Annotated in this window: 23 protein-coding genes; 11 read left to right on the forward strand and 12 right to left on the reverse strand. The window is 56.2% G+C overall.

Annotated elements, in window-relative coordinates:
- The first annotated feature begins 2 nt into the window (after positions 1-2).
- Positions 3-1,634, forward strand: coding sequence for an NTP transferase domain-containing protein (locus GH722_00785; protein MRG70289.1), 1,632 nt, complete (start codon positions 3-5; stop codon positions 1,632-1,634).
- Between the two features lie 209 nt (positions 1,635-1,843).
- Here GH722_00785 and GH722_00790 read toward each other — a convergent pair whose 3' ends face one another.
- Positions 1,844-2,461 (reverse strand): glutathione S-transferase, encoded by a 618-nt coding sequence (locus tag GH722_00790; protein ID MRG70290.1) that lies wholly within the window; start codon positions 2,459-2,461, stop codon positions 1,844-1,846.
- Positions 2,462-2,669: 208 nt separating this feature from the next.
- Between GH722_00790 and GH722_00795 the strand changes: the two genes are divergently transcribed.
- The 3 genes from GH722_00795 to GH722_00805 all read left to right on the forward strand — a co-directional run bounded on the left by GH722_00795 (position 2,670) and on the right by GH722_00805 (position 5,291).
- Complete coding sequence (locus GH722_00795; GenBank protein MRG70291.1) at positions 2,670-3,263, forward strand: hypothetical protein; 594 nt, start codon at positions 2,670-2,672, stop codon at positions 3,261-3,263.
- 304 nt (positions 3,264-3,567) lie between these two features.
- On the forward strand, positions 3,568-4,044 hold the full coding sequence (locus GH722_00800; protein MRG70292.1) for a hypothetical protein: 477 nt from the start codon (positions 3,568-3,570) through the stop codon (positions 4,042-4,044).
- On the forward strand, positions 4,044-5,291 hold the full coding sequence (locus GH722_00805) for a CoA transferase (protein MRG70293.1): 1,248 nt from the start codon (positions 4,044-4,046) through the stop codon (positions 5,289-5,291). Before GH722_00800 ends, GH722_00805 begins: the two co-directional genes overlap by 1 nt.
- A gap of 32 nt (positions 5,292-5,323) precedes the next feature.
- Here the strand turns inward: GH722_00805 and ureG are convergent, their stop codons facing one another.
- From ureG to GH722_00840, 7 genes are read right to left on the reverse strand one after another with little or no spacing between them, the layout of a single operon-like run.
- On the reverse strand, positions 5,324-5,938 hold the full coding sequence (ureG, locus tag GH722_00810; GenBank protein MRG70294.1) for an urease accessory protein UreG: 615 nt from the start codon (positions 5,936-5,938) through the stop codon (positions 5,324-5,326).
- On the reverse strand, positions 5,935-6,618 hold the full coding sequence (locus GH722_00815) for an urease accessory protein UreF (GenBank protein MRG70295.1): 684 nt from the start codon (positions 6,616-6,618) through the stop codon (positions 5,935-5,937). The genes ureG and GH722_00815 overlap by 4 nt, the downstream gene beginning before the upstream one ends.
- Positions 6,615-7,061, reverse strand: a complete 447-nt coding sequence (locus GH722_00820; protein ID MRG70296.1) for an urease accessory protein UreE — start codon at positions 7,059-7,061, stop codon at positions 6,615-6,617. The genes GH722_00815 and GH722_00820 overlap by 4 nt, the downstream gene beginning before the upstream one ends.
- On the reverse strand, positions 7,061-8,773 hold the full coding sequence (gene ureC / locus GH722_00825) for an urease subunit alpha (GenBank protein ID MRG70297.1): 1,713 nt from the start codon (positions 8,771-8,773) through the stop codon (positions 7,061-7,063). The genes GH722_00820 and ureC overlap by 1 nt, the downstream gene beginning before the upstream one ends.
- 2 nt (positions 8,774-8,775) lie before the next feature.
- Positions 8,776-9,087: an urease subunit beta gene (locus tag GH722_00830; protein MRG70298.1), complete on the reverse strand. Its 312-nt coding sequence runs from the start codon at positions 9,085-9,087 to the stop codon at positions 8,776-8,778.
- A gap of 13 nt (positions 9,088-9,100) precedes the next feature.
- A complete protein-coding gene (locus GH722_00835; GenBank protein ID MRG70299.1) occupies positions 9,101-9,403 on the reverse strand; it encodes an urease subunit gamma in 303 nt (100 codons plus the stop codon).
- Between the two features lie 13 nt (positions 9,404-9,416).
- A complete protein-coding gene (locus GH722_00840) occupies positions 9,417-10,289 on the reverse strand; it encodes a hypothetical protein (GenBank protein MRG70300.1) in 873 nt (290 codons plus the stop codon).
- Positions 10,290-10,426: 137 nt separating this feature from the next.
- Here GH722_00840 and GH722_00845 point away from each other — a divergent pair, with 137 nt between their 5' ends.
- Genes GH722_00845 through GH722_00855 form a run of 3 tightly spaced genes read left to right on the forward strand, consistent with a single transcriptional unit; the run spans position 10,427 to position 13,316 of the window.
- Positions 10,427-11,002 carry a TRAP transporter small permease subunit gene (locus tag GH722_00845; GenBank protein ID MRG70301.1) on the forward strand — a complete coding sequence of 192 codons (576 nt, stop codon included), beginning with the start codon at positions 10,427-10,429 and terminating at the stop codon, positions 11,000-11,002.
- Positions 11,003-12,298, forward strand: a complete 1,296-nt coding sequence (locus GH722_00850) for a TRAP transporter large permease subunit (protein MRG70302.1) — start codon at positions 11,003-11,005, stop codon at positions 12,296-12,298. It begins immediately after the preceding gene.
- Positions 12,299-12,326: 28 nt separating this feature from the next.
- Entirely contained in the window at positions 12,327-13,316 is a 990-nt protein-coding gene (locus GH722_00855) for a hypothetical protein (protein ID MRG70303.1), read from the forward strand.
- A 73-nt stretch (positions 13,317-13,389) separates the two neighbouring features.
- Here the strand turns inward: GH722_00855 and GH722_00860 are convergent, their stop codons facing one another.
- The 4 genes from GH722_00860 to GH722_00875 all read right to left on the reverse strand — a co-directional run bounded on the left by GH722_00860 (position 13,390) and on the right by GH722_00875 (position 17,290).
- Positions 13,390-14,130 (reverse strand): SDR family oxidoreductase, encoded by a 741-nt coding sequence (locus tag GH722_00860; GenBank protein ID MRG70304.1) that lies wholly within the window; start codon positions 14,128-14,130, stop codon positions 13,390-13,392.
- Complete coding sequence (locus GH722_00865) at positions 14,131-14,850, reverse strand: hypothetical protein (GenBank protein ID MRG70305.1); 720 nt, start codon at positions 14,848-14,850, stop codon at positions 14,131-14,133. It abuts the gene before it with no gap.
- A gap of 30 nt (positions 14,851-14,880) precedes the next feature.
- Positions 14,881-15,654 (reverse strand): SDR family oxidoreductase, encoded by a 774-nt coding sequence (locus tag GH722_00870; GenBank protein MRG70306.1) that lies wholly within the window; start codon positions 15,652-15,654, stop codon positions 14,881-14,883.
- Between the two features lie 199 nt (positions 15,655-15,853).
- The gene (locus GH722_00875; protein MRG70307.1) at positions 15,854-17,290 is read right to left on the reverse strand and encodes a hypothetical protein; all 1,437 of its coding nucleotides are present in this window, start codon (positions 17,288-17,290) and stop codon (positions 15,854-15,856) included.
- A gap of 72 nt (positions 17,291-17,362) precedes the next feature.
- On the opposite strand from GH722_00875, the gene GH722_00880 reads away from it, so the two are divergent.
- From GH722_00880 to GH722_00895, 4 genes are read left to right on the forward strand one after another with little or no spacing between them, the layout of a single operon-like run.
- The gene (locus GH722_00880) at positions 17,363-18,184 is read left to right on the forward strand and encodes a UTRA domain-containing protein (protein ID MRG70308.1); all 822 of its coding nucleotides are present in this window, start codon (positions 17,363-17,365) and stop codon (positions 18,182-18,184) included.
- A 14-nt stretch (positions 18,185-18,198) separates the two neighbouring features.
- A complete protein-coding gene (locus GH722_00885; GenBank protein MRG70309.1) occupies positions 18,199-19,935 on the forward strand; it encodes a hydantoinase B/oxoprolinase family protein in 1,737 nt (578 codons plus the stop codon).
- Positions 19,932-21,995, forward strand: a complete 2,064-nt coding sequence (locus tag GH722_00890; protein MRG70310.1) for a hydantoinase/oxoprolinase family protein — start codon at positions 19,932-19,934, stop codon at positions 21,993-21,995. Before GH722_00885 ends, GH722_00890 begins: the two co-directional genes overlap by 4 nt.
- On the forward strand, positions 21,992-22,600 hold the full coding sequence (locus GH722_00895; protein ID MRG70311.1) for an isochorismatase family protein: 609 nt from the start codon (positions 21,992-21,994) through the stop codon (positions 22,598-22,600). Before GH722_00890 ends, GH722_00895 begins: the two co-directional genes overlap by 4 nt.
- The last annotated feature ends 28 nt before the right edge of the window (positions 22,601-22,628 follow it).

The following is a 22,628-nucleotide window of genomic DNA, read 5'->3' on the forward strand; positions in this document are numbered from 1 at the left end:
TCATGTTTTTTGGTGAAGTGCCTGTAGACGATGCCGAAGCTCATATTCTCGGGCACAGCATTTCCGTAGGCCGCGCCAAATTCAGAAAAGGCCGCGTCCTGTCAGCTGAAGATATCGAGGCCCTCCGGCAGGCCGATATCGCAACAGTCACAATTGCCCGGCTCAGCCCGGACGATGTGGCCGAAGACATTGCGGCAGGCCGTATTTCCGAACCACTGACAACAGACACATTGCGCGCCTCAGAACCCTTTACCGGTCGCGTCAATCTGTTCGCCAAAGCCGATGGCCTCGTCATCGCCGATGCGACAGCCGTCAATCGTCTGAATGCCATTGATGAAGCCATGACCATGGCAACGCTGGCCCCGGACACAGTCGTCCGCAAAGGCCAGATGGTCGCGACAATCAAGATCATCCCGTTTGGTGTGGCAAACGAACTTGTCGAACGATGGGTCGAAACAGCACGACAGGCGCCTGTCCTTGACGTCAAAGCCTTTGGAAATCTGACCGTCGGCATGGTGCTCAGCGGAACCGAGCAGTTGAAACCATCCGTGGTCGAGAAGACCATCAGCGCCACCCGCGAACGTCTCAGCCTTTCCGGCAGCCGGATGCTCGACCCGCTGACCTGCGATCACGACACAGCGTCCGTTGCAGCCGCAATTGGAAAACTGATGGATACAGGCTGCGATATGGTGCTCGCCTCCGGTTTATCAGCCATTGTCGACCGTCAGGATGTCATACCGTCTGCAATCGTTGCCGCTGGCGGTGAAATCATCCATTTCGGCATGCCTGTTGACCCGGGCAACCTGATGTTACTTGGCCGCATCGGCACAGCCCCTGTCATCGGATTACCGGGCTGCGCCCGCTCACCAAAGCTGAACGGTTTTGACTGGATCCTGAATCGCTGCGCCGCAGGCGTTGATCTGTCATCCCGGAATATCATGGAAATGGGGGTCGGCGGATTACTGACGGAAGGGGCTCGGCCCATGCCCCGTGAAGGCAAAAAGAAAAACAAAAGCCCGGCAAGACAGAATATTGCGGCCCTTGTGCTCGCAGCCGGCCAGTCACGCCGGATGGGTGATGAAAACAAACTGCTGAAAATATTCGATGGCAAGCCGCTGATACAGCGAACGCTGGGTGAAATCATACAGGCGCCTGTCCAGAACACGACGGTCGTCACCGGATATCAGAGCGACAAGATACGAGCAGCAATAGAGGGCATCAGCGTCTCAACCGTTCATTGCCCGGACTATGCATCCGGCCTCAGTGCGTCCCTGAAGGCCGGTCTTCAGTCACTTGATCCGGATTGTGATGGCGTTCTGATCTGCCTGGCAGATATGCCCTTTCTGACAGCCCGACATATCGGCAAGCTCATCGCCGCATTCGATCCCACGGAGGGGCGTGAGATATGCCTGCCCACCTTCAACGGCAAGCGTGGCAATCCGGTGCTCTGGTCCCGGCGCTTCATTGAAGACATGAAGGCCATCAAGGGCGACACAGGCGCCCGTCATCTGATCGGCGAGAATGCCGATGTCGTGGTTGAGGTCGCCATGGAGGATGATGGCATTCTGATTGATCTGGATTCTCCGGAAGCCTGGGAAATGGCGCTGGGCAGGCTTCCACAGACAACTGTCTGATCCCGGACATCCCGTTTCTGAGCCGGTTCATGATGGAATATCTCCAGATAATATCTGGAAAATGCATCATGAATACAGTGCCTTGCCGGTCAGTCTGTTTGCCAGCCACAGCAAACCAATGACAGAGGAGAAGCTGAGCAACGAAAACGCGGGCAGCAAATGAAAACCCATCGAGTTTCGTGCCCCGCTTCTGCCCTCTGTCAGGCCACCTAACGGAGAGGCAGCATTACCCTGTCCTGAAATGCCTTGCGCTCGGCAAGACGTGCATACCAGTCATCAAGTGCCGGGGTATGCGGCCTGTCAGTCACCATGACCTGATAACGATACCAGCTGCAACCCGGCACAATATCCCCATAGGACAAACGGTCTCCGGCAACAAAGGGCTGACGTTCGAGCGTTTTCTCAAGCATTTTCCAGCTATCAGCCAATTGCGTCTTGGCCTGTTCAACCTGCTCTGCCGTGAACTTTTCCGGCGTCCGGACAAGCCCCCAGAAGGCTGTCGTCAGAGGAGGGTGAATCCACCAGGCATTCCAGTCGGCCCACTGATCGGCATGCCCGCGTTGCATTGGTGACTCGGGATAAATTTCACTATCGCCATAGCGTGCAGCAAGATAGCGGACAATAGCTGCAGATTCCCACAGGATATCATCACCATCCCGGATCGTCGGCACCTTGCCACTCGGATTCATCGCCAGATAGGCCTCGGTATCAACGACACCATGCTCCATCCCTGCATCGATGCGCTCGTACTCAATGCCAATCTCGTCCGCGCACCACAGAACTTTCTGCACGTTAATCGAATTCAAACGGCCCCAAATTGTCAGCATGTCGTCCTCTGATTGTTTCAAACGAGACTATTGGGTATGGGGCGAGCAATCCAGTCTCCATAACTCTGCCGGAGATTTTGGGGCGGTCAGGAAAAACCGGGCCTAACAGTTGCCGTAATTGCCCTGCAGATTTCCTGCTTTGGTGGATAGCGGTGTATTTTTCGTCGCTTCTGTTGAAAACTAGGGAAGATCAATCAGGAGATATATCATGTCGAAATTCACCGGAATTCTCTCAGGTCTCCTGACGATTCTGCTGACCCTGACCGGGTGTCAGGTTGCGACCTCGCAGCTGACGATTGATGAAAATGGCGCTGCGAGTGTGCTTCGCACGGCCTCGAAAGACGGCCCGATCCCTGTCAAAGTATTTGGTGCACCAACCGCCGAAGACCCCAACTCTATCGCCAGCGCAACGCTGACCGGCCTTAATCGCGGTGGCGCACGGAGCGGCCTGACCTATGGGCTGAAAGCGACGGGGGTTGCTGCTCCCGGAACCTACGTTCTGGTCTACTACGATCCACCGGTCTCTATCGATTATGATGCCGCCTGTCGCGAAGGACCGCATACGACAGCAAGTCGGTCGGCCGACAGCCTGTCTGCCGCAATCGTGCTCTGTGGAACGCCCCTTATCCGGCGGGCAGCCTGCTCTTATTCCGGACTTTGCACTCCGGACAAGGCAATGCGGGCGATCTATTTCCAGACTCCCCGACCCTCAACTCTCAGCGACGCGAATATCCAGAAGCAACTGGCCAGTGCCGCCAGCGACCTAGCAGAAGACCAGAACAACAAAGATCCGAGAAATTAGGAAACCAGACAAGGATCGGGGCCCGTGTCTTTCGAACACGGGCCCTTCTCGCTTGGGGTGTGCCTGACATTTTCATGCCAGACACGCGGGGAACTTTTTGCTCTTCGGCAGATCAGTCGCAAACAATCGCCTGTTTAGTCCTACAGACCTGATCTCTACCTTTGCGTTTCGGATCACTTCGCCGGAAGGGCTGCTTTTCTTTTGATCCTTGGTTGCGTGAGCACGAGGTGACGATATGATTGATGCTTGATACCGTCACTCAAATAGCCCAGAGGCACATACCATGAACATCCAATTGCGCGAGATGGAGTATCGTCTCCTTAAGCTTGCGACGCGCAAATTGCTGGGCCGGTTTAAGAATCTTGAAGAAGCAGCTGGTCAGTGCCGGGTCAAACCAACCAACCTTTCCCAGTATCAAAGCTTTGATCACTCCGCCTTCATGCCGGTCGATGTTGCAATGGAGCTGGAGCGTGTGATCGGGGAGCCAATTCTGACGCGCGAACTGGCTAATCTGCATGAGCAGCGGGGCTGGCCGGAACATATGCTGGATGTCCGGGGCGAGGCCCTCGACATCCCTGTCGCCGTGGGTGAACTGCTTGCCTTCATTTGTGAAGCGACCGCTGAAAACAGCCCCGGTGGCCGTCGGCTGACAGAAAATGAGAAACGCAGATATTTTGAATTACGGCGTAATGTGTCCGAAGAACTGCGTCAGCTCGATACAGCGGTTGAACAGGATTCAGATATCAAGAACTTCCGTCAGGTTGGTCAGAAATCCGCCTGATGACCGAAGTTCAGAGCCCGCCGTCAACATTGCGGAAAGTTGAGTTCGACCCGGAATTCCGGGGTCCGTTGTCGGACATCGTCGTAACCGATCTGTCCCGGCTGGTCGCCGGAAATATGCTGAGCCTCCAGCTTGCAGACTTCGGCGCAGAAGTTTTCAAGGTCGAAGCCCCCGGCCGGGGTGATCCCCTCCGGGCCTGGCGGGAAAACGGGCATTCGATCTACTGGAAAGCCTATGGGCGAAACAAGAAAAGCATCGCCATCGATTTGAAATCTGATGCGGGCAAGGCATTGGTTCGGGACCTCGCAAGATCGTCGAATATCCTGATTGAGAATTATCGCCCCGGCAGAATGGAAGAGATGGGCCTCGGCCCGGATGTCCTTTTCGCTGAGAATCCCAATCTGATCATCGTCCGGGTTTCCGGTTTTGGGCAAACCGGGCCCTACCGGAACAAACCCGGTTTTGGCTCATTGATCGAAGCCATGTCAGGCTTCGCTACCCGTAATGGATTTGATGACAGAGAGCCGGTGTTACCACCGCTCGCGCTGGCGGATATGATTGCCGGAATGCAGGGGGCCTACAGTGTCATGGTCGCCCTGCGCGAAGTGGAACTCGGACACCGTGCAGGACAAATCATCGATCTTTCACTGCTGGAACCGATGTTCTCCGTTCTGGGGCCTGAACCCGGCGTCTATGCCGTTACCGGCAACAGAAAAACCCGATCCGGCAGTGGCTCCAACACCTCATCTCCCAGAAATGTCTACAAGACCAGCGACGGGCACTGGCTGGCGCTGTCTGCTTCGATTCAGACTATGGCAGAGCGATTATTCAGAACCATCGGCCGCGATGATCTCAACCATGACCCCGCCTTTGCCACAAACAGCGAGCGGATCAAACGCCGTGCAGAGGTCGATGAAATCGTTGGTGGCTGGATCGGTGAACGCACCCGTGACGAAGCTCTTGGCATTTTCGATGCTGCCGGAGTTACCGTCGGACCAGTCTATGATGTCGACGACATACTGACCGACACGCATTTTGCCGAGCGCGAGATCGCGGTACAGGTCCCCGATGAGGATGTCGGGCATGTCACGATTCACGGCATCAGTCCCAAACTATCGGAATCACCCGGTGGCCTGCGATGTCCTGCACCAACACTGGGGCAGGACACGCGATATATTCTGCAGAAAATCGGCAAATCAGACGACGAAATAGCCGACCTGCTGGAACGCTCAGTTGCCGCTGAATAAAGCTGACAACAACAGCCGTTGCCGGGCTTGCGTCAGTAACCCGCCGCGTGGGTCACAAAACCGGCGATTTCCTCGACCCCCTTCCCCGCTTTCAGGTTGGTGAAGAAGAACGGCCGGTCACCCCGCTGAATTTTTGCATCCCGGTCCATGACATTGAGGTCAGCCCCAACCAGCGGCGCCAGATCAATCTTGTTGATGATCAGCAGGTCAGACTTGCTGATGCCCGGCCCTCCTTTTCTCGGTATCTTGTCACCGGCAGAAACGTCGATCACATACAACGTAAGATCGACCAGTTCCGGGCTAAAGGTAGCAGCCAGGTTATCGCCGCCGGATTCAACAATCACGATCTGAAGCGCCGGAAAGGACTTCTCCAGATTTTCAATCGCCGCAATATTGATTGATGCGTCTTCCCGAATTGCCGTATGTGGACACCCCCCGGTCTCGACCCCGACAATCCGTTCTGGCGGCAGAGCACCGGAGCGGGTCAGGAACTGGGCATCTTCCTGCGTGTAAATATCATTCGTGACCACGGCGATATCGTAGTTATCACGCAACGCTTTGCAGAGCCTGTCAGTCAGTGCGGTTTTACCCGACCCGACCGGGCCGCCGATGCCAACCCGAAAGGGGCCGCGAAAGTCTTTCGTCATGATCTGAACAACCTTGTTTTCTGTGTTTCGTGTCGCATTGAACAAATATCCGAGAAACTGACGCTGGTCCGGACCTCTTCCAGATCCGTTACCAGTCCCAGAGCAACAACCTGCTGTATCACCGGCTCCAGCGTCGACATGCAACGGAGCCCGTCGGTTTGCCCCAGCGGCACCAGTTTGACAGCTGCTGCAACCAGATTCGCAGCAAAGGCATGGGCGTAAGCCGTAACGGTCATGCGCAGGCTGATATCATGCCCGGCAGAAAACCAGCCGACAGCGACCGCATGCGGAATGTCAAAATCGAGATCACCGGGATCTGTTTCCCCCGGAACCGGCCAGACAGCCGCACCCGCCCGCCAGAAAGCCCGTCCCTGGGCAGTTGCCTCAAGACGAAGCTCCCGGCTGGCAGATAAAGCAGCCGCCAGGTTCGCAATCTCCCGCAATGCTGTTTTGTCCGGGTAAGCCCGGCCCGCCGCGGCACAGGCAGCAGCATCTGTCATCCCGGCCCCATACATCAGGATATCGGAAATCCAGGCGCTGGCCTCCTCAGCATCGGACACAAAACCATCCTCGACAGCCTGTTCCATTCCGTGACTATAGCTGAAGGACCCAACCGGGAAGGATGGCGACAACCATGTCATCAGTCGTTGAAGATTGATCTCTGACAGCCCGGTACTCAATGCGAATGAGCCTCATGATAAGCACCAGACTCCGGATGGAACGGGCGCATTTCAATCACAACAGACGCACCCTGCAGTTTCAGCATCTCAACCAGCACACTGTCATAGGCAATGACCAGCGAGTCCCCGTGCAGTTCAGCTGCGGTGTGCCGGTTGCCGAGATGCCAGGCCAGACGGGCCAGATGCAGGGAATCCGAACAAGTTGCAATCGCCACTTTTTCCGGCGCAGCGACAACCCCGACCCATGCCCCGGACTCCAGCAGCAACCCGTCACCATCTGCCATCATACCCTGCCTGGGCAGGTCGATCATGATATCGGTCCCGGCCTCTCCGGCAACACGCAGACGACGTTTCTGGCGCACAATATGATCCAGTTGGACATGATCCACCCGGTCTGCTTCCGGCCAGTCACCGCGATGGTGCAGTTCAGTGACGCGTAACATCAGAACATGAAATATCGTTGTGCGAGCGGCAATACGGTCGCCGGCTCACAGGTCAGCAGTTCACCATCTGCATGTACTTCATATGTCTCCGGATCGACATCAATCTTCGGCGTCGCATCATTCAGAACCATCGAAGCCTTACCGATGCCGCTGCGCACATTTTCAACTGCGATGGTGGAACGCTGCAGCCCGAACTTCTCACGAACGCCGGCAGCCTGTGCTGCTGCGCTGACAAAGGTGACGGAACTCATCGTCAGCGACCGGCCAAACGCGCCGAACATCGGTCGATAATGAACCGGCTGCGGTGTTGGGATTGATGCATTCGGATCCCCCATCGGGGCAGCTGCAATCGTCCCGCATTTGAGAACGACATCCGGTTTCGCACCGAAAAAGGCCGGCGACCACAACACCAGATCAGCAAGCTTGCCGACCTCGACAGAGCCGATATGGGAAGACATGCCATGAGCAATTGCCGGGTTGATGGTGTATTTCGCGATATAACGACGCACACGAAAGTTATCATTCTCTCCGGTTTCCTGCGGCAGGCGACCGCGTTGCCGCCGCATCTTGTCAGCAGTCTGCCAGATCCGGATGATAACTTCCCCGACCCGTCCCATCGCCTGACTGTCAGAAGCGATGATGGAGAAGGCGCCAAGGTCATGCAGGATATCCTCTGCCGCAATGGTCTCCTTACGGATACGACTTTCGGCAAAGGCCACATCTTCAGGGATTTTCGGATCCAGATGGTGGCAGACCATCAGCATATCCAGATGTTCATCGACCGTATTGACCGTAAAGGGACGGGTTGGGTTGGTTGAGGACGGGATGACATTCGGTTCACTGCAGACCTTGATGATGTCCGGCGCATGGCCACCCCCGGCACCTTCCGTATGGAAGGCATGTATCGTCCGTCCCCGGATCGCGCTGATGGTATTCTCGACGAAACCGGACTCATTCAGAGTGTCGGTATGGATCATCACCTGAATATCCATATCGTCTGCAACCGACAGACAGGTATCAATGGCCTGCGGCGTTGTTCCCCAATCTTCGTGCAGCTTCAGTGCACAGGCCCCCGCATTGACCTGTTCAATCAATGCTGCCGGCTCCGATGCATTCCCCTTGCCAGAAAAAGCCAGATTCATCGGGAAGGCTTCTGCTGCCTGCAACATTCGTTCGATATGCCATGGACCGGGAGTGCAAGTTGTAGCGTTTGTCCCTGCGGCGGGACCGGTACCGCCGCCCAGCATGGTCGTCACACCGGAATAGAGAGCATCGTCAATCTGCTGCGGGCAGATGAAATGAATATGGGAATCAAAACCGCCCGCCGTAATAATCTTGCCTTCACCCGCAATGGCCTCTGTCCCCGGCCCGATGATAATGTCGACACCTGACTGCGTATCCGGATTTCCAGCCTTGCCAATACCGCATATACGGCCGTCACGTATGCCGATATCGGCCTTGTATATGCCGGTATGGTCAACAATCAGGGCGTTCGTGATAACTGTATCAACAGCCCCGCCGGCACGGCTGATCTGGGACTGCCCCATACCATCGCGAATAACCTTACCGCCGCCAAACTTCACCTCGTCACCGTAGGTCGTGAGGTCCCGTTCGACTTCAATCACCAGTTCCGTATCTGCCAGACGAACACGGTCGCCGGTGGTCGGCCCATACATATCCGCATAGGCGGCACGGGAAATTTCAAATGCCATGATTATTCCCCTACCACTTTATTATAAATCCCGTTGAAGCCGACAACGCGTTTCAGGCCACCATAACTGACCAGTCGGACTTCCCGTGTCTGCCCCGGCTCAAACCGAACTGCAGAACCGGCAGGAATATCGAGGCGCATTCCGACAGCCGCCGCCCGGTCAAACGACAGTCCTTCATTAACTTCGGCGAAGTGATAATGCGATCCGACCTGAACCGGCCTGTCGCCTGTATTACCCACTTCCAGCAGCTTTGTCGGCGCGCCTGCGTTCAGCGTAATGTCGCCGTCAGCAACCATAATTTCCCCAGGACGCATGATCTCTCCCGTATCAGCGGATAGGTTGGTGGACGGTCACCAGCTTCGTACCGTCCGGAAAGGTGGCTTCCACCTGAATTTCGTGAATCATCTCGGCAATGCCATCCATGACCTGTTCCCGGCTCAGCACCGTTGCTCCATCGCGCATCAGTTCCGCAACCGAACGGCCATCCCTTGCCCCTTCAACGACAAAGTCGGTTATCACCGCGATAGCCTCGGGATGATTCAGTTTCACGCCTCTCTCAAGCCTCCGGCGGGCAACCATCGCCGCTGTGGCGACCAGTAGTTTGTCTTTCTCTCTTGGCGTTAACTGCATGTCATTTCCTGTTTCATACGGACCAGACCCGCGGCAGGCGCGAGCCGAAATCAAGTGAAGACTGGCGGGCCATCAGCCAAAGCGACATCAGCGCATTACGAACATCCAGTGCCCGCCGACCGGCAATACGACAAACTGCCATGTCGCCAAAACTGGTCACAGCAGCCGTCACGGATTTGCAGGTATTCAGCAATTCACGAATGTCCCCCAGTCCTTCATCAAGCCCAGGAGCCGCGATGACCAATGTCGCAACCGCACCAGCCCCATGAAGACGAGCACGCGATTGCTGAACATCCACCAGCTTACCCTGAAACCCGAAATTCTCAGCCCAGACCAGATCACCGTCACGGTATATCCGCCAGCGATCACAGAAATCCAGATCCGGATTTGTCTCCCCATGGGATTCCCGTCCGAATACCGTCATCTCGCAGGCCAGCAAGCGGGAGCTTCCGGCAATGCTGATGACCGATTTCCGGTCAAAGCGTGACCGGTCGAACAGGATCGTTTCCTGCGGCATCCATTCCAGTGCGGATGTCCCGTCAACCTCGATGCTCACCTCGATACCGGCGATATCACCTGTTGACCGGTAAATTTTCTCAGCAGCCTGAGTGGAAATGCTGATGCGCGCATCATTCTGGGCAGCAAGCGCCATCGTAATATGATCACCACCTGTCATACCGCCGGTTGTCGTAACGATCGCGGCCTCATGAACACCGGCTTTTGCCGGACGGGGAAACAGCACCCGACAAGGCGGCGTCTGGTCGAGCAGGCGCAACTGTTGTTCCGGACGGGATCCGTCAAACGAAAGTCGGCAATGGCCACGAGACCGCTGCATTTCAGGCAGAACAGGAGTTTCCATACCGATGGGTGGAACGCTTCGCAGCATTCGGCAAGTTCCATAGTGTCAAACTTGCGCCGCCCCACCGACAACGCACCGGAACGCTAACAGATGCCGGGAGGGCGTTGAAACGGTTTTTTGCATTTGTGAGAGGGCGTTTCCGGAATTTCAGATGAAATCCGGAAATTCAACTATCCATTTTTCTTCGATGCACTAAGCTTCATCAGGGGAGATTAGGGAGATTTCGCTTGAACGACACGTTGATCCGTCGGCTCAGACAAGCTGACGACCTGCTTGAGAAGTTACTTTTTCAAACATCGGCCTGGCTGGTCCTGATTATTTCTGCTCTGGTCTGCTATGCGGTCTTTGCACGCTATGTGCTCGGCTCTCCCCCTTTATGGGCAGAGGATGCGCCTCGCGTCTTTTTTCTCTGGAGTGTTTATCTCGGGATCGCCGTTGCCACAAAACGCGGCCAGAACATACGTGTTACTTTTTTTATTGAGAAAATCGCTCCCCGCCCCCGCCTGATTCTTGAAACCATCATGCATTTGCTGGTGATTATCATGATCGTGGTGATCTTCTGGAACAGCTTCCCGATCCTTCAGTTACAGGCACGCGGATCCATGCTCTCGACGGGATGGAGCTATGCCTGGACCTACGCCGCGCTGCCCGTCGGATGCGCGCTGATGGCATTTTATCAGATCAGAATCATGCTTCGCGGGTTTGTTGAATATGGCGAACGCAGTGCGGGGAATCGCTAAATGCTGCTAATCTCCCTGCTGATTTTCCTGTTTATATTCTCCCTGATCGGAATGGAAATCGCCTGGGCAATTGGTATTGCCTGTCTTGGCTATCTGTTCCTCAATCAGCTTTCCGGTGGCAGCATGCCATACGTGCTGTTTTCGCAACAGATGACAACCGGCGTCGACGCCTTCGTTCTGCTGGCAATTCCCTTGTTCATCTTTGCCGGGGAACTGATGAATGTCAGCGGTGTAACCCAGCGCATCGTCCGGATGGCCGCCGCAATGGTCGGACACCGGAACGGCGGGCTCGCGAATGTTGGCGTTACGGCAAATTTCATCATGTCCGGCTGCTCCGGTTCAGCCCTTGCCGACGCAGCAGCAACCGGCTCGGTACTGCTGCCGGAGATGGAACGCCGAGGCTTCCGTCCTGCATTCTCCAGCGCAGTAATTGCCTCTGCTGCGACGGTCGGACCGATCGTGCCACCTTCCATCTCTTTTGTTCTGCTTGGTGCGATCGTCGAAATTTCTGTCGGCAAACTGTTCCTCGCCGGCATCGTGCCTGGCGTCATCATGTTCGGCACCATGTTCATCCTCACCTGGTGGATATGCCGGTCTCGTGGTTATCCCATCGAAATCCGGGCGGACTGGTCTGAACGACGATCAGCCCTGTTCGACGGTTCACTGGCCTTAGTGGCCCCGCTGATCATTGTCGGCAGCATTATCTTCGGTATCGCCACACCGACAGAATCTGCGGCCGTCGCCGTTGCCTATGTTCTTCTTCTCGGCATGGTGGTTTACCGCAACACTTCTATCAAAGATGTGATCGAAGCTGCCGGCAATACCGCCATATCAACTTCCGTCATCATGCTGACAGTTGCGACATCCAAGATGTTTGCCTGGCTGGCGGTACATGAACAGCTCGGGGAAATCCTGACCAGCGCCATGCTGACACTGACGGACAACCTCTATGTTCTGCTGTTCCTGATAAATGTGCTGTTGCTGATACTCGGCATGTTCATGGAAATTCTGCCGATCATGCTGATTCTGGCTCCGGTTCTGTTCCCGATGCTGGGCGACCTTGGCGTCGATCCGATTCATTTCGGTGTGGTTATGGTCCTGAATCTGATGATCGGCATGATAACACCGCCGATCGGTCTGAACCTATTCGTCATTTCAGCCATCGGAAAAGTCGGGGTCATAGAGATATTCCGTGAGGCTGTTCCCTATTTTCTGGTGCTCGTCGGCGTCCTGATGCTGATCACTTATGTCCCGGAACTGACACTCGCCATTCCCAACGCCGTTTTCCCACAATAAGATTATCAAACCAAAACAGGAGGTGGATATGACAATCAATCTGACAAGACGCCAGTTCGGACGAGCGGCCGCAGGTATTGCCGCCGCGACAACTGTGGGTGCTCCGCTTTCAGCACTTGCTGCAAAGAAACTGAGTTACGCCAATGCCGGAAACGCAACGACGAATTCCAACAAATTCGCCAAGGCATGGCTCGACGAAGTGACCAAACGCACGGGAGGCGATCTGACTTTCCAGATGTTCACCGGCACCAAGGGTGGCGAGAAAGATCTGCTGGATGGTGTGGCACTTGGAACGATCGATATTTACAACGGTGCCTATACCGGCACCCGTGAATTCGATATTCTGTATTCCCCCTATTTCTTCCGCGACGGCAATCATGCCGCCAGCGTCGTCAACAAATTGCTGCCCGCCAAACTCGATGCGGTTCTGGAGCAGCGCTATAATGCGAAGTTCATGCATGTCGGTCGCGCCGGCCCCTGGGCGCTTTTCACGAAAGAAAAACTGTCCTCGTTTGCAGACCTCAAGGGCATGAAAATTCGTGCTCCCCAGATTGAGGGGCAGATCAAGGGGTTGGAACATCTGGGCGCAAAGCCGACCGTTGTTCCCTTCAACGAGCTTTATTCAGCACTACAACAGGGTGTTGTCGACGGTATGGTCACACTGGCCAGTCTCGGCGTCACCATGAAATTCTACGAAGTGGTGAAGCATATCTACACGAATGAATTCGGGTTCGGCCTTGATAAGCAGGTCATGAACATGAACAGCTGGAGCAGCCTGTCAAAATCCGAGCAGGACAACCTCACCGGCACATTCATCGAAATGGAACCCGCCGGTTATTTCCAGGACACCATGGACTCAATGCCGGGCATCTGGGCCGACTGGAACAAGCTGAATGGTGAAGGCACTGCCGTTGAATTGGATGCGGCTGCCGCCCAGACAGCGATGGAGCCACTAAACCGGTCTCTCGCAGACGATGTTTTCGGCGCCGGAACATGGGACAAGATCGTCGCTGCCTGACGATCCTGCCTTAACTTAAAAGAGCCCGGGACCAGTCTGGTTCCGGGCTCTTTCATTTTGATGCATGTCCGGATCAGTCGATCACCAGACCACCGGAAATATTCGTGATTGTTCCGGTGATCGAGGCCGCGTGTGACGAGCAGAGAAAACAGATCGTCGCTGCCAGCTCATCCGCTGTGCTGTAGCGCCTCAGCGGAACAGAATTACGGACAGCCGCATGTTCTTCCTCCGTCAGCCGGTACAGCATCGGGGTATCAACCGGCCCCGGCGCAAGGCAATTGACGCGAACTCCCTCTTTTGCCCAGTCTTTCGCCAGATGCCGGGTGAGATTAATAATCCCCGCCTTTGCCGCACCATAGGCGGCGCCGGAAAACCGCGTTCCACCATTCAGACCATTGGTAGACGACATCAGCACAACCGCCCCACCGGGCTTTGCCATAAGGGGGGCCGCTTCCCGCGCACCCAGAAAAGCCGCTGTCAGATTGGCATCCATAACGTTCTGCCAGTCGCTCAGCTTTATCTCACTGATTGCTCCATGCCCGGTAATGCCCGCAGCATTGACCAGATAATCAATGGTGACGGAGTTCGACGCTAAGTCAGCGAAGACAGAGGTTACGGCTTCCTCATCACTGCAATCCAGATCATACCAGAGGTCGCCAGACCCCATATCCGGCCTGGTCGATCCCGGCAAATCCATCGCAATGATCCGCGCACCACAGCCTCGCATCATGGCAAGGGTAGCCCTGCCGATCCCGCCCGCTGCACCAATAATGCAGGCGGTTTTACCGGTAGCGTCGAGTAACTGCGGCCCCACTCAGGCCGCCTGTTTTTCTTTGATAGCCGAATAAACACTGTCCAGCAGTTGCCAGCGGACCGACACCGAGGCCCGCACGGCGGCAATAGCCTGTTGCTGCAATTCCGGCGTCGTCGCATAGCGATGGGTCAGTTCAAGACCAATACCCGCATGTTCTTCATCCCCTTCGATATGCACGATAAAGAATTCCAGATCATCGTCTGTCATGCCGATCTTGCGCAGGGCTTCGACATATTTCGGATAAAGTGTCGGCAACTGCCCTTCAAGCGCAACCATGATGCCAGCGCAGGCTTCGGCCAGATTGCGGAAAGCCACCAGTTCCCAAATCCAGGCACGCATCGCACGTGCGCCCGCTGTAACATTACCAAGCTGTTCAGCATCACGGACATCGGCTTCCGTCAGGCCGCAGGCTTTCGCAAACTTCACCAGCAGGTCCGGATGGCGCTTCTCCGGCGTTTCCGGCATTTCTTCGCCCAGCAGGTTTTCCAGCAGATGCTGACGTGCGTCCAGGTCGGGAAGACGGCAGAACAGATGCGCAAACTGCTGCGGAATCGGATCAATATAATAGAAATGCTGTGTCGCCCAGAACCCCAGTTCGCCCTTTGTCAGTTCACCATTCGCAAAGGCGCGACTGAAGGGATGCCCGCCACCATGCTGTGGCTGACGAGCGGCTTCCAGCGCCTCGAAAAAGGTTTCCTTGTCCATCAGTGCAGTCATCATTTCTCTCCTGTTTGAATATCTGAATTTAGGTCAGGGGGTCAGTGACCCGCCGTTTATATGCAGAACCTGGCCGGTCATATATGCAGATCCTCCCCCCAGCAGAAAAAGCACAGGCCCGACAATGTCCGCTGGTTCTGCGATGCGGCCCATTGGTATGGTTTTCGTGTAGGCCGTCACATCAAGCTGAGTTGAATTACTTTCCCGGCTTTGCCCCGTGCCACCACGCAGAAAGGCGGTATCAACGGCACCCGGCGCGACCGTGTTCGCACGCACATCCGGTGCATTCTCTATCGCCAGAGCCTTGGTCATGGCAATTACGCCAGCCTTCGCCGCACCGTAAGGGCCATATCCCGGCATCAGCCGTGTCGCGAGTCCCGAGGCCATATTGACGATGGCAGGCTTGATGCCCTGCCGCAGCAATGGCATTGCCGCCTTGCAGCACAGGAAGGTACTTTTCAGATTGCCGGCGATGATATCTTCCCAGTCCGTCACCGCCATTTCTGCTACAGGAATTTTGGCTCTGGTAAAGCCTGCGAGATTGACCAGTCCGTCGAGTGCGGTGAAATGTTCTGCCAGCCGCTTGAAGGCCGCATTGACCGGTGCCTCTTCACTCGCATCAAGACTGATCGTCATCTCGACGGAGCCGGGCGGGTGCTGTTCGACAGAAGCCGGCAGATCCAGAACGGCGACACGACATCCCGCATCGACCAGCGCTGCGACCACAGCACGCCCGATACCACCACAGCCGCCAACGACAACAATCCGGCTACCGGCTGGTGGGACAAGGTCAAACTTCTGAGCCATCAATCCACCCTCACCAGCTTCTTGGCGTCTGTCTGACTGAAACCAGAGGCACAATGCGGACAATGAAGATCAATGCCGCTGGTCAGCATGGACGCCGATAAATGGAACCATCCATCGCAGGACGGACACTGAGCCCAGGACGCATTACCGCTCTTCTCCCACCACTGGCCGATGGTCAGATGTTGTGTATTACCAGGCTTCATGCGACCGGCCATCTGCTGAAATCTATGCCATCCAGCCTGTCGCGTGCCCGGCCCGCCGCATCATCCGGCACCCTGGCTCGTGGTGGAACCGGGTTCGGTGCTCCGGTGACACTGGTTGCAGGCATTGTCGCATCAATTGCGAGTTTCGAAGTGGTCCGGGCACCCGCCGACATCGAAGGGTCCAGCATCGACCCGGACAGCCCGTCAATCGAGAAGCTGTCCCGGTTCCACTGCACCCGCGTTGCAAGTGCCCACATCACATCAGAATCAGAGAAAATATCCACATCCGTATCAACCGCGACAGCTGTCTTGATCCGGCGATAGGACAGCACCGAAGTAAGTGCGTCTCGGGCTTCGCCAAGTGACGGTTTGTCGAGCTGTATATAAGCATGAAAGCGGCGGCCTGAATTAGGCACATGTATATTGCTCACCGAAGGGGCAACGCCCCTCACCATCGAGAACAATTTGCCTTCCATGACCATATTGTCCGGCACCAGCATATCCGGCAAACCGGAACCATAGTCATGATAGATGGCATTCCGGCGACGGGTGATACAGGTGATTTCACAAATCGGTGCCGGCGTCTGCGGTCCGGAATATCCGGTATATTCACCGAACGGCCCATCTGCCTGCAGGACATCTGCCGGCACCCAGCCTTCAATAACGATCTCGGCATCCGCCGGCACCATGATATGACTGCCATGCGTGACCGACGGTACCATGCGCAAGGGCTCACCGATCAGACCACCGGTCGCCCCCCAGTGACTCTCCGGATATTTCAGCTTGGCCTGCGTACCCATCAAAACAGCCGGATGATGGCCAATCCAGAAAGCGACAGGACAGGCTTGCCCCCTGCTCCAGAATTTCCGCATGTTCCGGGCATTATGCGATGACGGATAGGGGAAATAGCTCATGACCTTCGGCCCCTTGACCCAACAACGCTGAATCGCCGTGTTGTCGATCCCGGTCTCCGGATCATAGGTCGTCGCGTGGGCCGAGGTCAGATAAGGCCCCGGATCAAGTATGTGCTGACGCACAGCCGGAAGTCTGGTCAGATCCGCATCATCCCCGCGCAGAACAACCTCCTGCACCGGGGCATCCGCCGACGGAACAATCACAGGTTCGATGGTTGCTGATGTCCGGTCGGCATATACCCGGGCTGCATACCGGTGGTCATCAAGGCCAAGTGCCCGTGCCGTCAGTTCCCGGCTCGCCGTCAGGTTACAGATCAGCGGAATATCGCTGACCGTACCATCCATCAGCAGCGGCTTTTCGACATAGATAACGGGGAACCGGCCAAGATCACCAATGGCATATTGCAAGGCGGTAATATCATAGGCCGTGCTTATCGGCCCATCCACATGATGGACCGAATTCTTGGCTTCCTTGAGAAAATTCCCAAGGCTGAATATCGGTGTCGCTGCATCCAACATGGTTGCATTGATATATCATTATGTGTATAGCTGTCACCTGTCTTTTCAACCTACCGGTACTTTGGTTTCCATATGCAGCAAGAGATGGATTCTCACCGGTCCCGGCTGGTCGGAGGGGTCGACCCCTCCAACCCGACGCCGCTTTATCATCAGTTATTCACGCTGTTGCGCGACCGGATTTTCGACGGTGCCTATGAAGAAGACGAGAAGCTGCCGAGTGAACAGCAACTCGTCGATCTGTTCGGGGTATCACGCATCACGGCGAAGCGGGCTCTCGACGAGCTTGCGGCAGACGGACTGGTTTACCGGGCGCGTGCCCGGGGAACCCGCGTCGCCGCCCAGACACGAACCCGGCCGGTCAACGCCAGTGTTCATGGCTTGTTTGAAAACGTCATGTCGCTTGGCGAAACCACCAGGGTCCGGCATCTTGAATTTGCGGAGACTGGCGCCCCCTCTGACGTCGCCAAAACCATGGGGCTGGCTCTGGGCACAAGTGTCCAGCGCGCTGTCCGCATCCGGACGACACCTGATGGTCCGATGGCACATGTCACCTCATATGTACCGGCGGATATTGGCCGTCTCTATACCCAGCAGGAACTGACCGCCAAACCTCTGATCATTCTGCTTGAAGCCAAAGGCGTGATTGCAACCGAAGCCCGCCAGACCATCAACGCCATTTCGGCTGAGCCGACGATCGCCACTCATCTCGGGGTTGAACCGGGTGCGCCGCTGCTTGCCCTCAACCGGGTCGTCAAGGATAGCGATGGTCGCGTCATTGAGTTCATCACCGCCCTCTACCGTCCCGACCGTTACGCTTACCGCATGCAACTCTCCCGTTCTGTGGATGATGGTGCAAGCCTCTGGCAAGCCACCGACACGCTGAATTCGATCTGACAAGGAGCCAATCAATGCCTGATATCGACCCCGTCACTCTTGCGGTACTCAAGGGGCGCCTCGAACAGATCGCCGACGAAATGGACGCGACCCTGTTCCGGTCTGCCTTCAACCCGATCATCGCCGAAGCGCATGACGCCAGCCATGGTCTGTACCACCGTGATACCGGAGCCACCCTGGTTCAGGGGAAATCGGGCCTGCCGATTTTTGTCGGTGTTATGGCATTTGCCGTCCGCGCCGTGATCAACAAGGCAGCCAAAGATGGCGATATGGAAGATGGTGACGTCTATATCTTCAACGACCCCTATGAAGGCGGCACCCATCTCAGCGACTTCAAGCTGGTCCGGCCCTATTACAGAGATGGCGAGCTGTTCTGTTATCTGGCGTCCGTTGGTCACTGGCATGATGTCGGCGGAAACGTCCCCGGCAACTACAATCCATCAGCCACGGAAAGCTTTCAGGAAGGCATGCATATCCCGCCGGTAAAGCTTTTCCGGAAGGGCGTCCTGAATCAGGATATCGTCGATATTCTGCAAACCAATTCACGCCTGCCGGGGTCACTGTACGGTGACCTCAATGGACAGGTAAACGCGCTGGACCTCGGTGCCAGCCGCCTTGGCCAGTTGCTTGATGAATACGGCGCAAAGCTGGTTGAAGATTGTGTTGAAGAACTGACTGTCCGCGCTGAAAAACTGATGCGCTCGAATATTGAGAGCATCCCTGATGGTCAGTATTCCTTTGAAGACTTTCTCGACAATGATGGCATCGTCGATGAACCGCTGAAGATCGCTCTGGATGTGACGATCAGGGGGGACGAAATGACCCTTGATTTCTCACGCACCTCCCCCGCCTGCGCCGGGCCGGTGAACATTTCAGAATCAACCACCGTTGCCAGCTGCTATGTCGCGCTGAAACATGTGTTTACCGATGTGCCTGCCAATGCCGGGGTGCTTGGCCCGATCAAGTTCATCATTCCGGATGGCAGCCTGCTGAAGGTTAAGGCACCAAAGCCGGTTGGCGGCTATACGGAAACCATTCTGCGCGTCATTGACGTGATGTTCTCCGTGATGGCGCAGGCTGCGCCGGAGCGCACCAACGCCCATGCCTATGGCACCATCAACGCCCTCAGCCTTGCAGGCCACCGGCAGGACGGACGACGCTGGGTGATGTTCTCGTTCTTTGGCGGCGGACATGGCGGCAACCCGAAAGGCGACGGGCTGAACCACGGAAATGCGCCCATCTCAACGGCAACCATCCCGCCCGTCGAAATTCTGGAAGCTGCATACCCCGTCATGTTCACAAAATGGGCGCTGCGTCAGGATTCTGGCGGTGCCGGCAAACATCGCGGCGGACTGGGTGCTCAGTACGAACTTGAGCTGCTCGAAAAGAATGCCGATGTCTTCCTGTTCGGAGAACGCGGAAAATACTGCCCGCAAGGTGTGTTCGGTGGTGGCGAAGCCCTCCCGACGGTCTTCACCTACGAACAGGATGATGGAGAGCATCACCCTGCGATGGTCTCAAAAATGGTCAATATGAAGCTGAAACAAGGGCAGAAAATCCTGCTGGAGACACCTGGCGGCGGCGGATACGGCCATGTGGAAGAACGCAAACTGGACAGCATCCAGCGCGATCTCGACCTGGGCTACATCTCCCCGGCAGCGGCAGAAAAAACATACCGGGTCGTCGTTGATGCAAATGGCAGGGTCGATCCCGATAAAACCAGAACATTTCGTCAGGAGACTGCCCAATGAGCGCTCGTAATTTCGTTATCGGCGTCGATGTAGGCGGCACCTTCACCGATCTGTTTTTCCTCGACGAACAGTCAGGTCGCGCCTTCACCCGCAAGACACCATCGACACCCTCCAATCAGGCTGTTGGTTTCCTTGAAGGTATTGGCAGCGGCGTTGATGATCTCTCGACAATCGCAACCGTAATTCACGGTACCACTGTCGGCACCAACGCCCTGCTCGAACGCAAGGGGGCAAAGGCCGGCGTTATCACCACAAAGGGTTTCCGCGATGTGCTGGAAATGCGCCGCCGGGACCGTCCCGAAACCTGGGGGCTATGGGGTTCTTTCGATCCTGTGGTAGCGCGTGACCGACGTGTCGAAGTCAGTGAACGCACGCTGGCTGACGGACAGGTCCATACCGCGGTCGACCCGGAAGAAGTAAAGCAGGCGGCAAAGCTGCTGCTGGAAAGGGGTGCCGAATCAATCTGCATCTTCTTCATCAACGCCTATGCAAATGCTGAGAACGAGCAAATCGCACTGGCTGCCGTCAAGGAGGTCTGGCCGAATGATTATATCAATGCGTCCAGTGACATCCTGCCGGAAATCCGGGAGTTTGAACGTGCATCGACAACCGCACTGAACGCCTATCTCCAGCCGCCCGTCGGAAAGTATCTCAAGAATCTCGACAACAGCCTGACCGATGGCGGCTTTGCCGGGCAATTGCTGATCGTGCAGTCCAACGGCGGTGTCATGACCGTCGATACAGCGCAGAAGCTGCCCGTCCGCACGGCGTTGTCCGGTCCGGCAGCCGGTGTGATTGCAGGTGCCTACATTTCTGAAAACGCAGGCTTTCCGAATATCATCACCTGTGACATGGGTGGCACCAGTTTCGATGTCAGTCTGGTTGCCGGCGGTGAAGCCGCACTGGCGGCACAGACTTCCATCGACTTCGGCATGGTCGTCCGTACACCGATGATCGAGATCACAACCATTGGAGCCGGTGGCGGCTCAATCGCATCAATCGACGCCGGTGGCATGTTACAGGTTGGACCGGAATCAGCAGGCTCAGATCCAGGGCCGGTCTGTTACGGACTTGGTAATACCCGGCCGACCGTCACAGATGCCAACGTCGTCCTCGGGCGCATCAATGCCGACCGCCCGATTGGCGGAAAGCTGGCCCGTCTTGATGTCGCTGCCGCCGAGGCCGCCCTTGAAGAACATATCGGCAAACCACTTGGTCTGAGTGCCGTTCAGGCCGCAGAGGCCGTTATCCGTGTTGCCAACTCGCGCATGGCCGGTGCGATCCGACTGGTTTCCATCGAACGCGGCTTTGACCCGGAGCAGTTTGTCGCCATGCCGTTTGGCGGCGGTGGCTCTCTCCACACCGGCGCGCTGATCAAGGAAGTTGGTCTCGCCAACGCACTGGTCCCCCGCTATCCCGGCGTCACCAGTGCGCTGGGTTGTGTCATTGCCGATATGCGCCACGATTTCGTCCATACGCTGAACGATATGGTCGACAGCATCGATATCAGCTCACTTGATGAAGAGATGGTCCGCACCGACACGGAAGGCCGCCGTCTGCTGAATGAAAGTGGCGTCACACTGGACGAACTCAACACCGTCTTTGAACTGGATATGTCTTATCTCGGCCAAACCCATACAGTACCGGTTGCCATTCCGGTGACCGTCTCGAACAAGACAACAGGTGTGACCAGGGAAACTCTCCGGAAAGCCTTCGAGACGCAGTATGAAAAAACCTACGGTCGTCTTCTCTCCGGTATCGGCATCCGCATTCTGAATCTCCGGACATCCGTGATCGGCAAGCGGCCCAAGTTTGACCTTTCGCTGCTGGCCCCGGAAGACGGCGGTTCCATTGAAGCCTCTCGAACCGGTGAACGGGATGTCTTCGTTGATGGAGAATGGCACAAGGCAGCAATCTTCGACCGGCTCAGCCTGCCGATTGATGCGGAAATCCCCGGCCCGGCCCTGCTCGAACAGCCGGATACAACAATCTTCATCGACCCCGACCTTTATGGAAAGGTCGACCGGTTTGGTAATATCGTTATCTCGCGGAAGGGCTGATCATGGCACAAATGGAGATGTCAAAAACGGCACTTGTTCTCGTCGACATGCAGAACGACTTTCTGCATGAGAAAGGCGCCTATGCCCGTGGCGGAGCTTCAGATGATGGCATCGCCAGCCTGAAACACCGGCTGAAGCCTGTCGCTGACGCCGTGCGTGCCAAAGGCGGGTGGATTGTTTCCACCCATTTCACCCTGGTCCCTGGCAAAAACGGCGAACCTTTTATCCTGCCCCATCTGAAGGAACTGCGCCCGTTCCTGCAAAAGGGAGACTTTGCCCCCGGTTCATTCGGCCATGATGTGATTGACGAGCTTCAGCCCATTGACCTGAAGGTCGAGAAAGTCGCTTACGATGCCTTCTATATGAGCCGGCTTGAATTCGTCCTGAACCGGGCCGGCATCGAAACCGTTGTGTTTGGCGGAATCGTCACGAACGGCGGTGTCGAGAGCACCGTTCGCGGTGCCCATGTCCGTGACTTTCATCCGATTGTTCTCGAAGACGGCTGTGCCGCATTCGGCACAAAAGCTCATGACGCCGCGATCGCCTCAATGCGCACCATGTCAAAGGTCATGACCTGTGCCGACTTCATCAAAACCCTGAACTGACTGTTCGACCGTCCGGGAAGAAAACCTG

The organism is Alphaproteobacteria bacterium HT1-32, from assembly GCA_009649675.1.
Taxonomy (GTDB): domain Bacteria; phylum Pseudomonadota; class Alphaproteobacteria; order Rhodospirillales; family HT1-32; genus HT1-32.

Excerpts from the sequence above, each read along its gene's own strand:
- GH722_00830 (MRG70298.1), bottom strand. The coding sequence starts at position 9,087 with ATGCGTCCTGGGGAAATTATGGTTGCTGACGGCGACATTACGCTGAAC.
- GH722_00820 (MRG70296.1), bottom strand. The coding sequence starts at position 7,061 with ATGTTACGCGTCACTGAACTGCACCATCGCGGTGACTGGCCGGAAGCA.
- GH722_00870 (MRG70306.1), bottom strand. The coding sequence starts at position 15,654 with ATGGCTCAGAAGTTTGACCTTGTCCCACCAGCCGGTAGCCGGATTGTT.
- GH722_00840 (MRG70300.1), bottom strand. The coding sequence starts at position 10,289 with ATGCTGCGAAGCGTTCCACCCATCGGTATGGAAACTCCTGTTCTGCCT.
- GH722_00835 (MRG70299.1), bottom strand. The coding sequence starts at position 9,403 with ATGCAGTTAACGCCAAGAGAGAAAGACAAACTACTGGTCGCCACAGCG.
- GH722_00855 (MRG70303.1), top strand. The coding sequence starts at position 12,327 with ATGACAATCAATCTGACAAGACGCCAGTTCGGACGAGCGGCCGCAGGT.
- ureG (MRG70294.1), bottom strand. The coding sequence starts at position 5,938 with ATGACGAAAGACTTTCGCGGCCCCTTTCGGGTTGGCATCGGCGGCCCG.
- GH722_00885 (MRG70309.1), top strand. The coding sequence starts at position 18,199 with ATGCCTGATATCGACCCCGTCACTCTTGCGGTACTCAAGGGGCGCCTC.
- GH722_00850 (MRG70302.1), top strand. The coding sequence starts at position 11,003 with ATGCTGCTAATCTCCCTGCTGATTTTCCTGTTTATATTCTCCCTGATC.
- GH722_00805 (MRG70293.1), top strand. The coding sequence starts at position 4,044 with ATGACCGAAGTTCAGAGCCCGCCGTCAACATTGCGGAAAGTTGAGTTC.
- GH722_00880 (MRG70308.1), top strand. The coding sequence starts at position 17,363 with ATGCAGCAAGAGATGGATTCTCACCGGTCCCGGCTGGTCGGAGGGGTC.
- GH722_00875 (MRG70307.1), bottom strand. The coding sequence starts at position 17,290 with ATGTTGGATGCAGCGACACCGATATTCAGCCTTGGGAATTTTCTCAAG.
- GH722_00890 (MRG70310.1), top strand. The coding sequence starts at position 19,932 with ATGAGCGCTCGTAATTTCGTTATCGGCGTCGATGTAGGCGGCACCTTC.
- GH722_00800 (MRG70292.1), top strand. The coding sequence starts at position 3,568 with ATGGAGTATCGTCTCCTTAAGCTTGCGACGCGCAAATTGCTGGGCCGG.
- GH722_00865 (MRG70305.1), bottom strand. The coding sequence starts at position 14,850 with ATGATGACTGCACTGATGGACAAGGAAACCTTTTTCGAGGCGCTGGAA.
- GH722_00785 (MRG70289.1), top strand. The coding sequence starts at position 3 with ATGTTTTTTGGTGAAGTGCCTGTAGACGATGCCGAAGCTCATATTCTC.
- GH722_00795 (MRG70291.1), top strand. The coding sequence starts at position 2,670 with ATGTCGAAATTCACCGGAATTCTCTCAGGTCTCCTGACGATTCTGCTG.
- ureC (MRG70297.1), bottom strand. The coding sequence starts at position 8,773 with ATGGCATTTGAAATTTCCCGTGCCGCCTATGCGGATATGTATGGGCCG.
- GH722_00790 (MRG70290.1), bottom strand. The coding sequence starts at position 2,461 with ATGCTGACAATTTGGGGCCGTTTGAATTCGATTAACGTGCAGAAAGTT.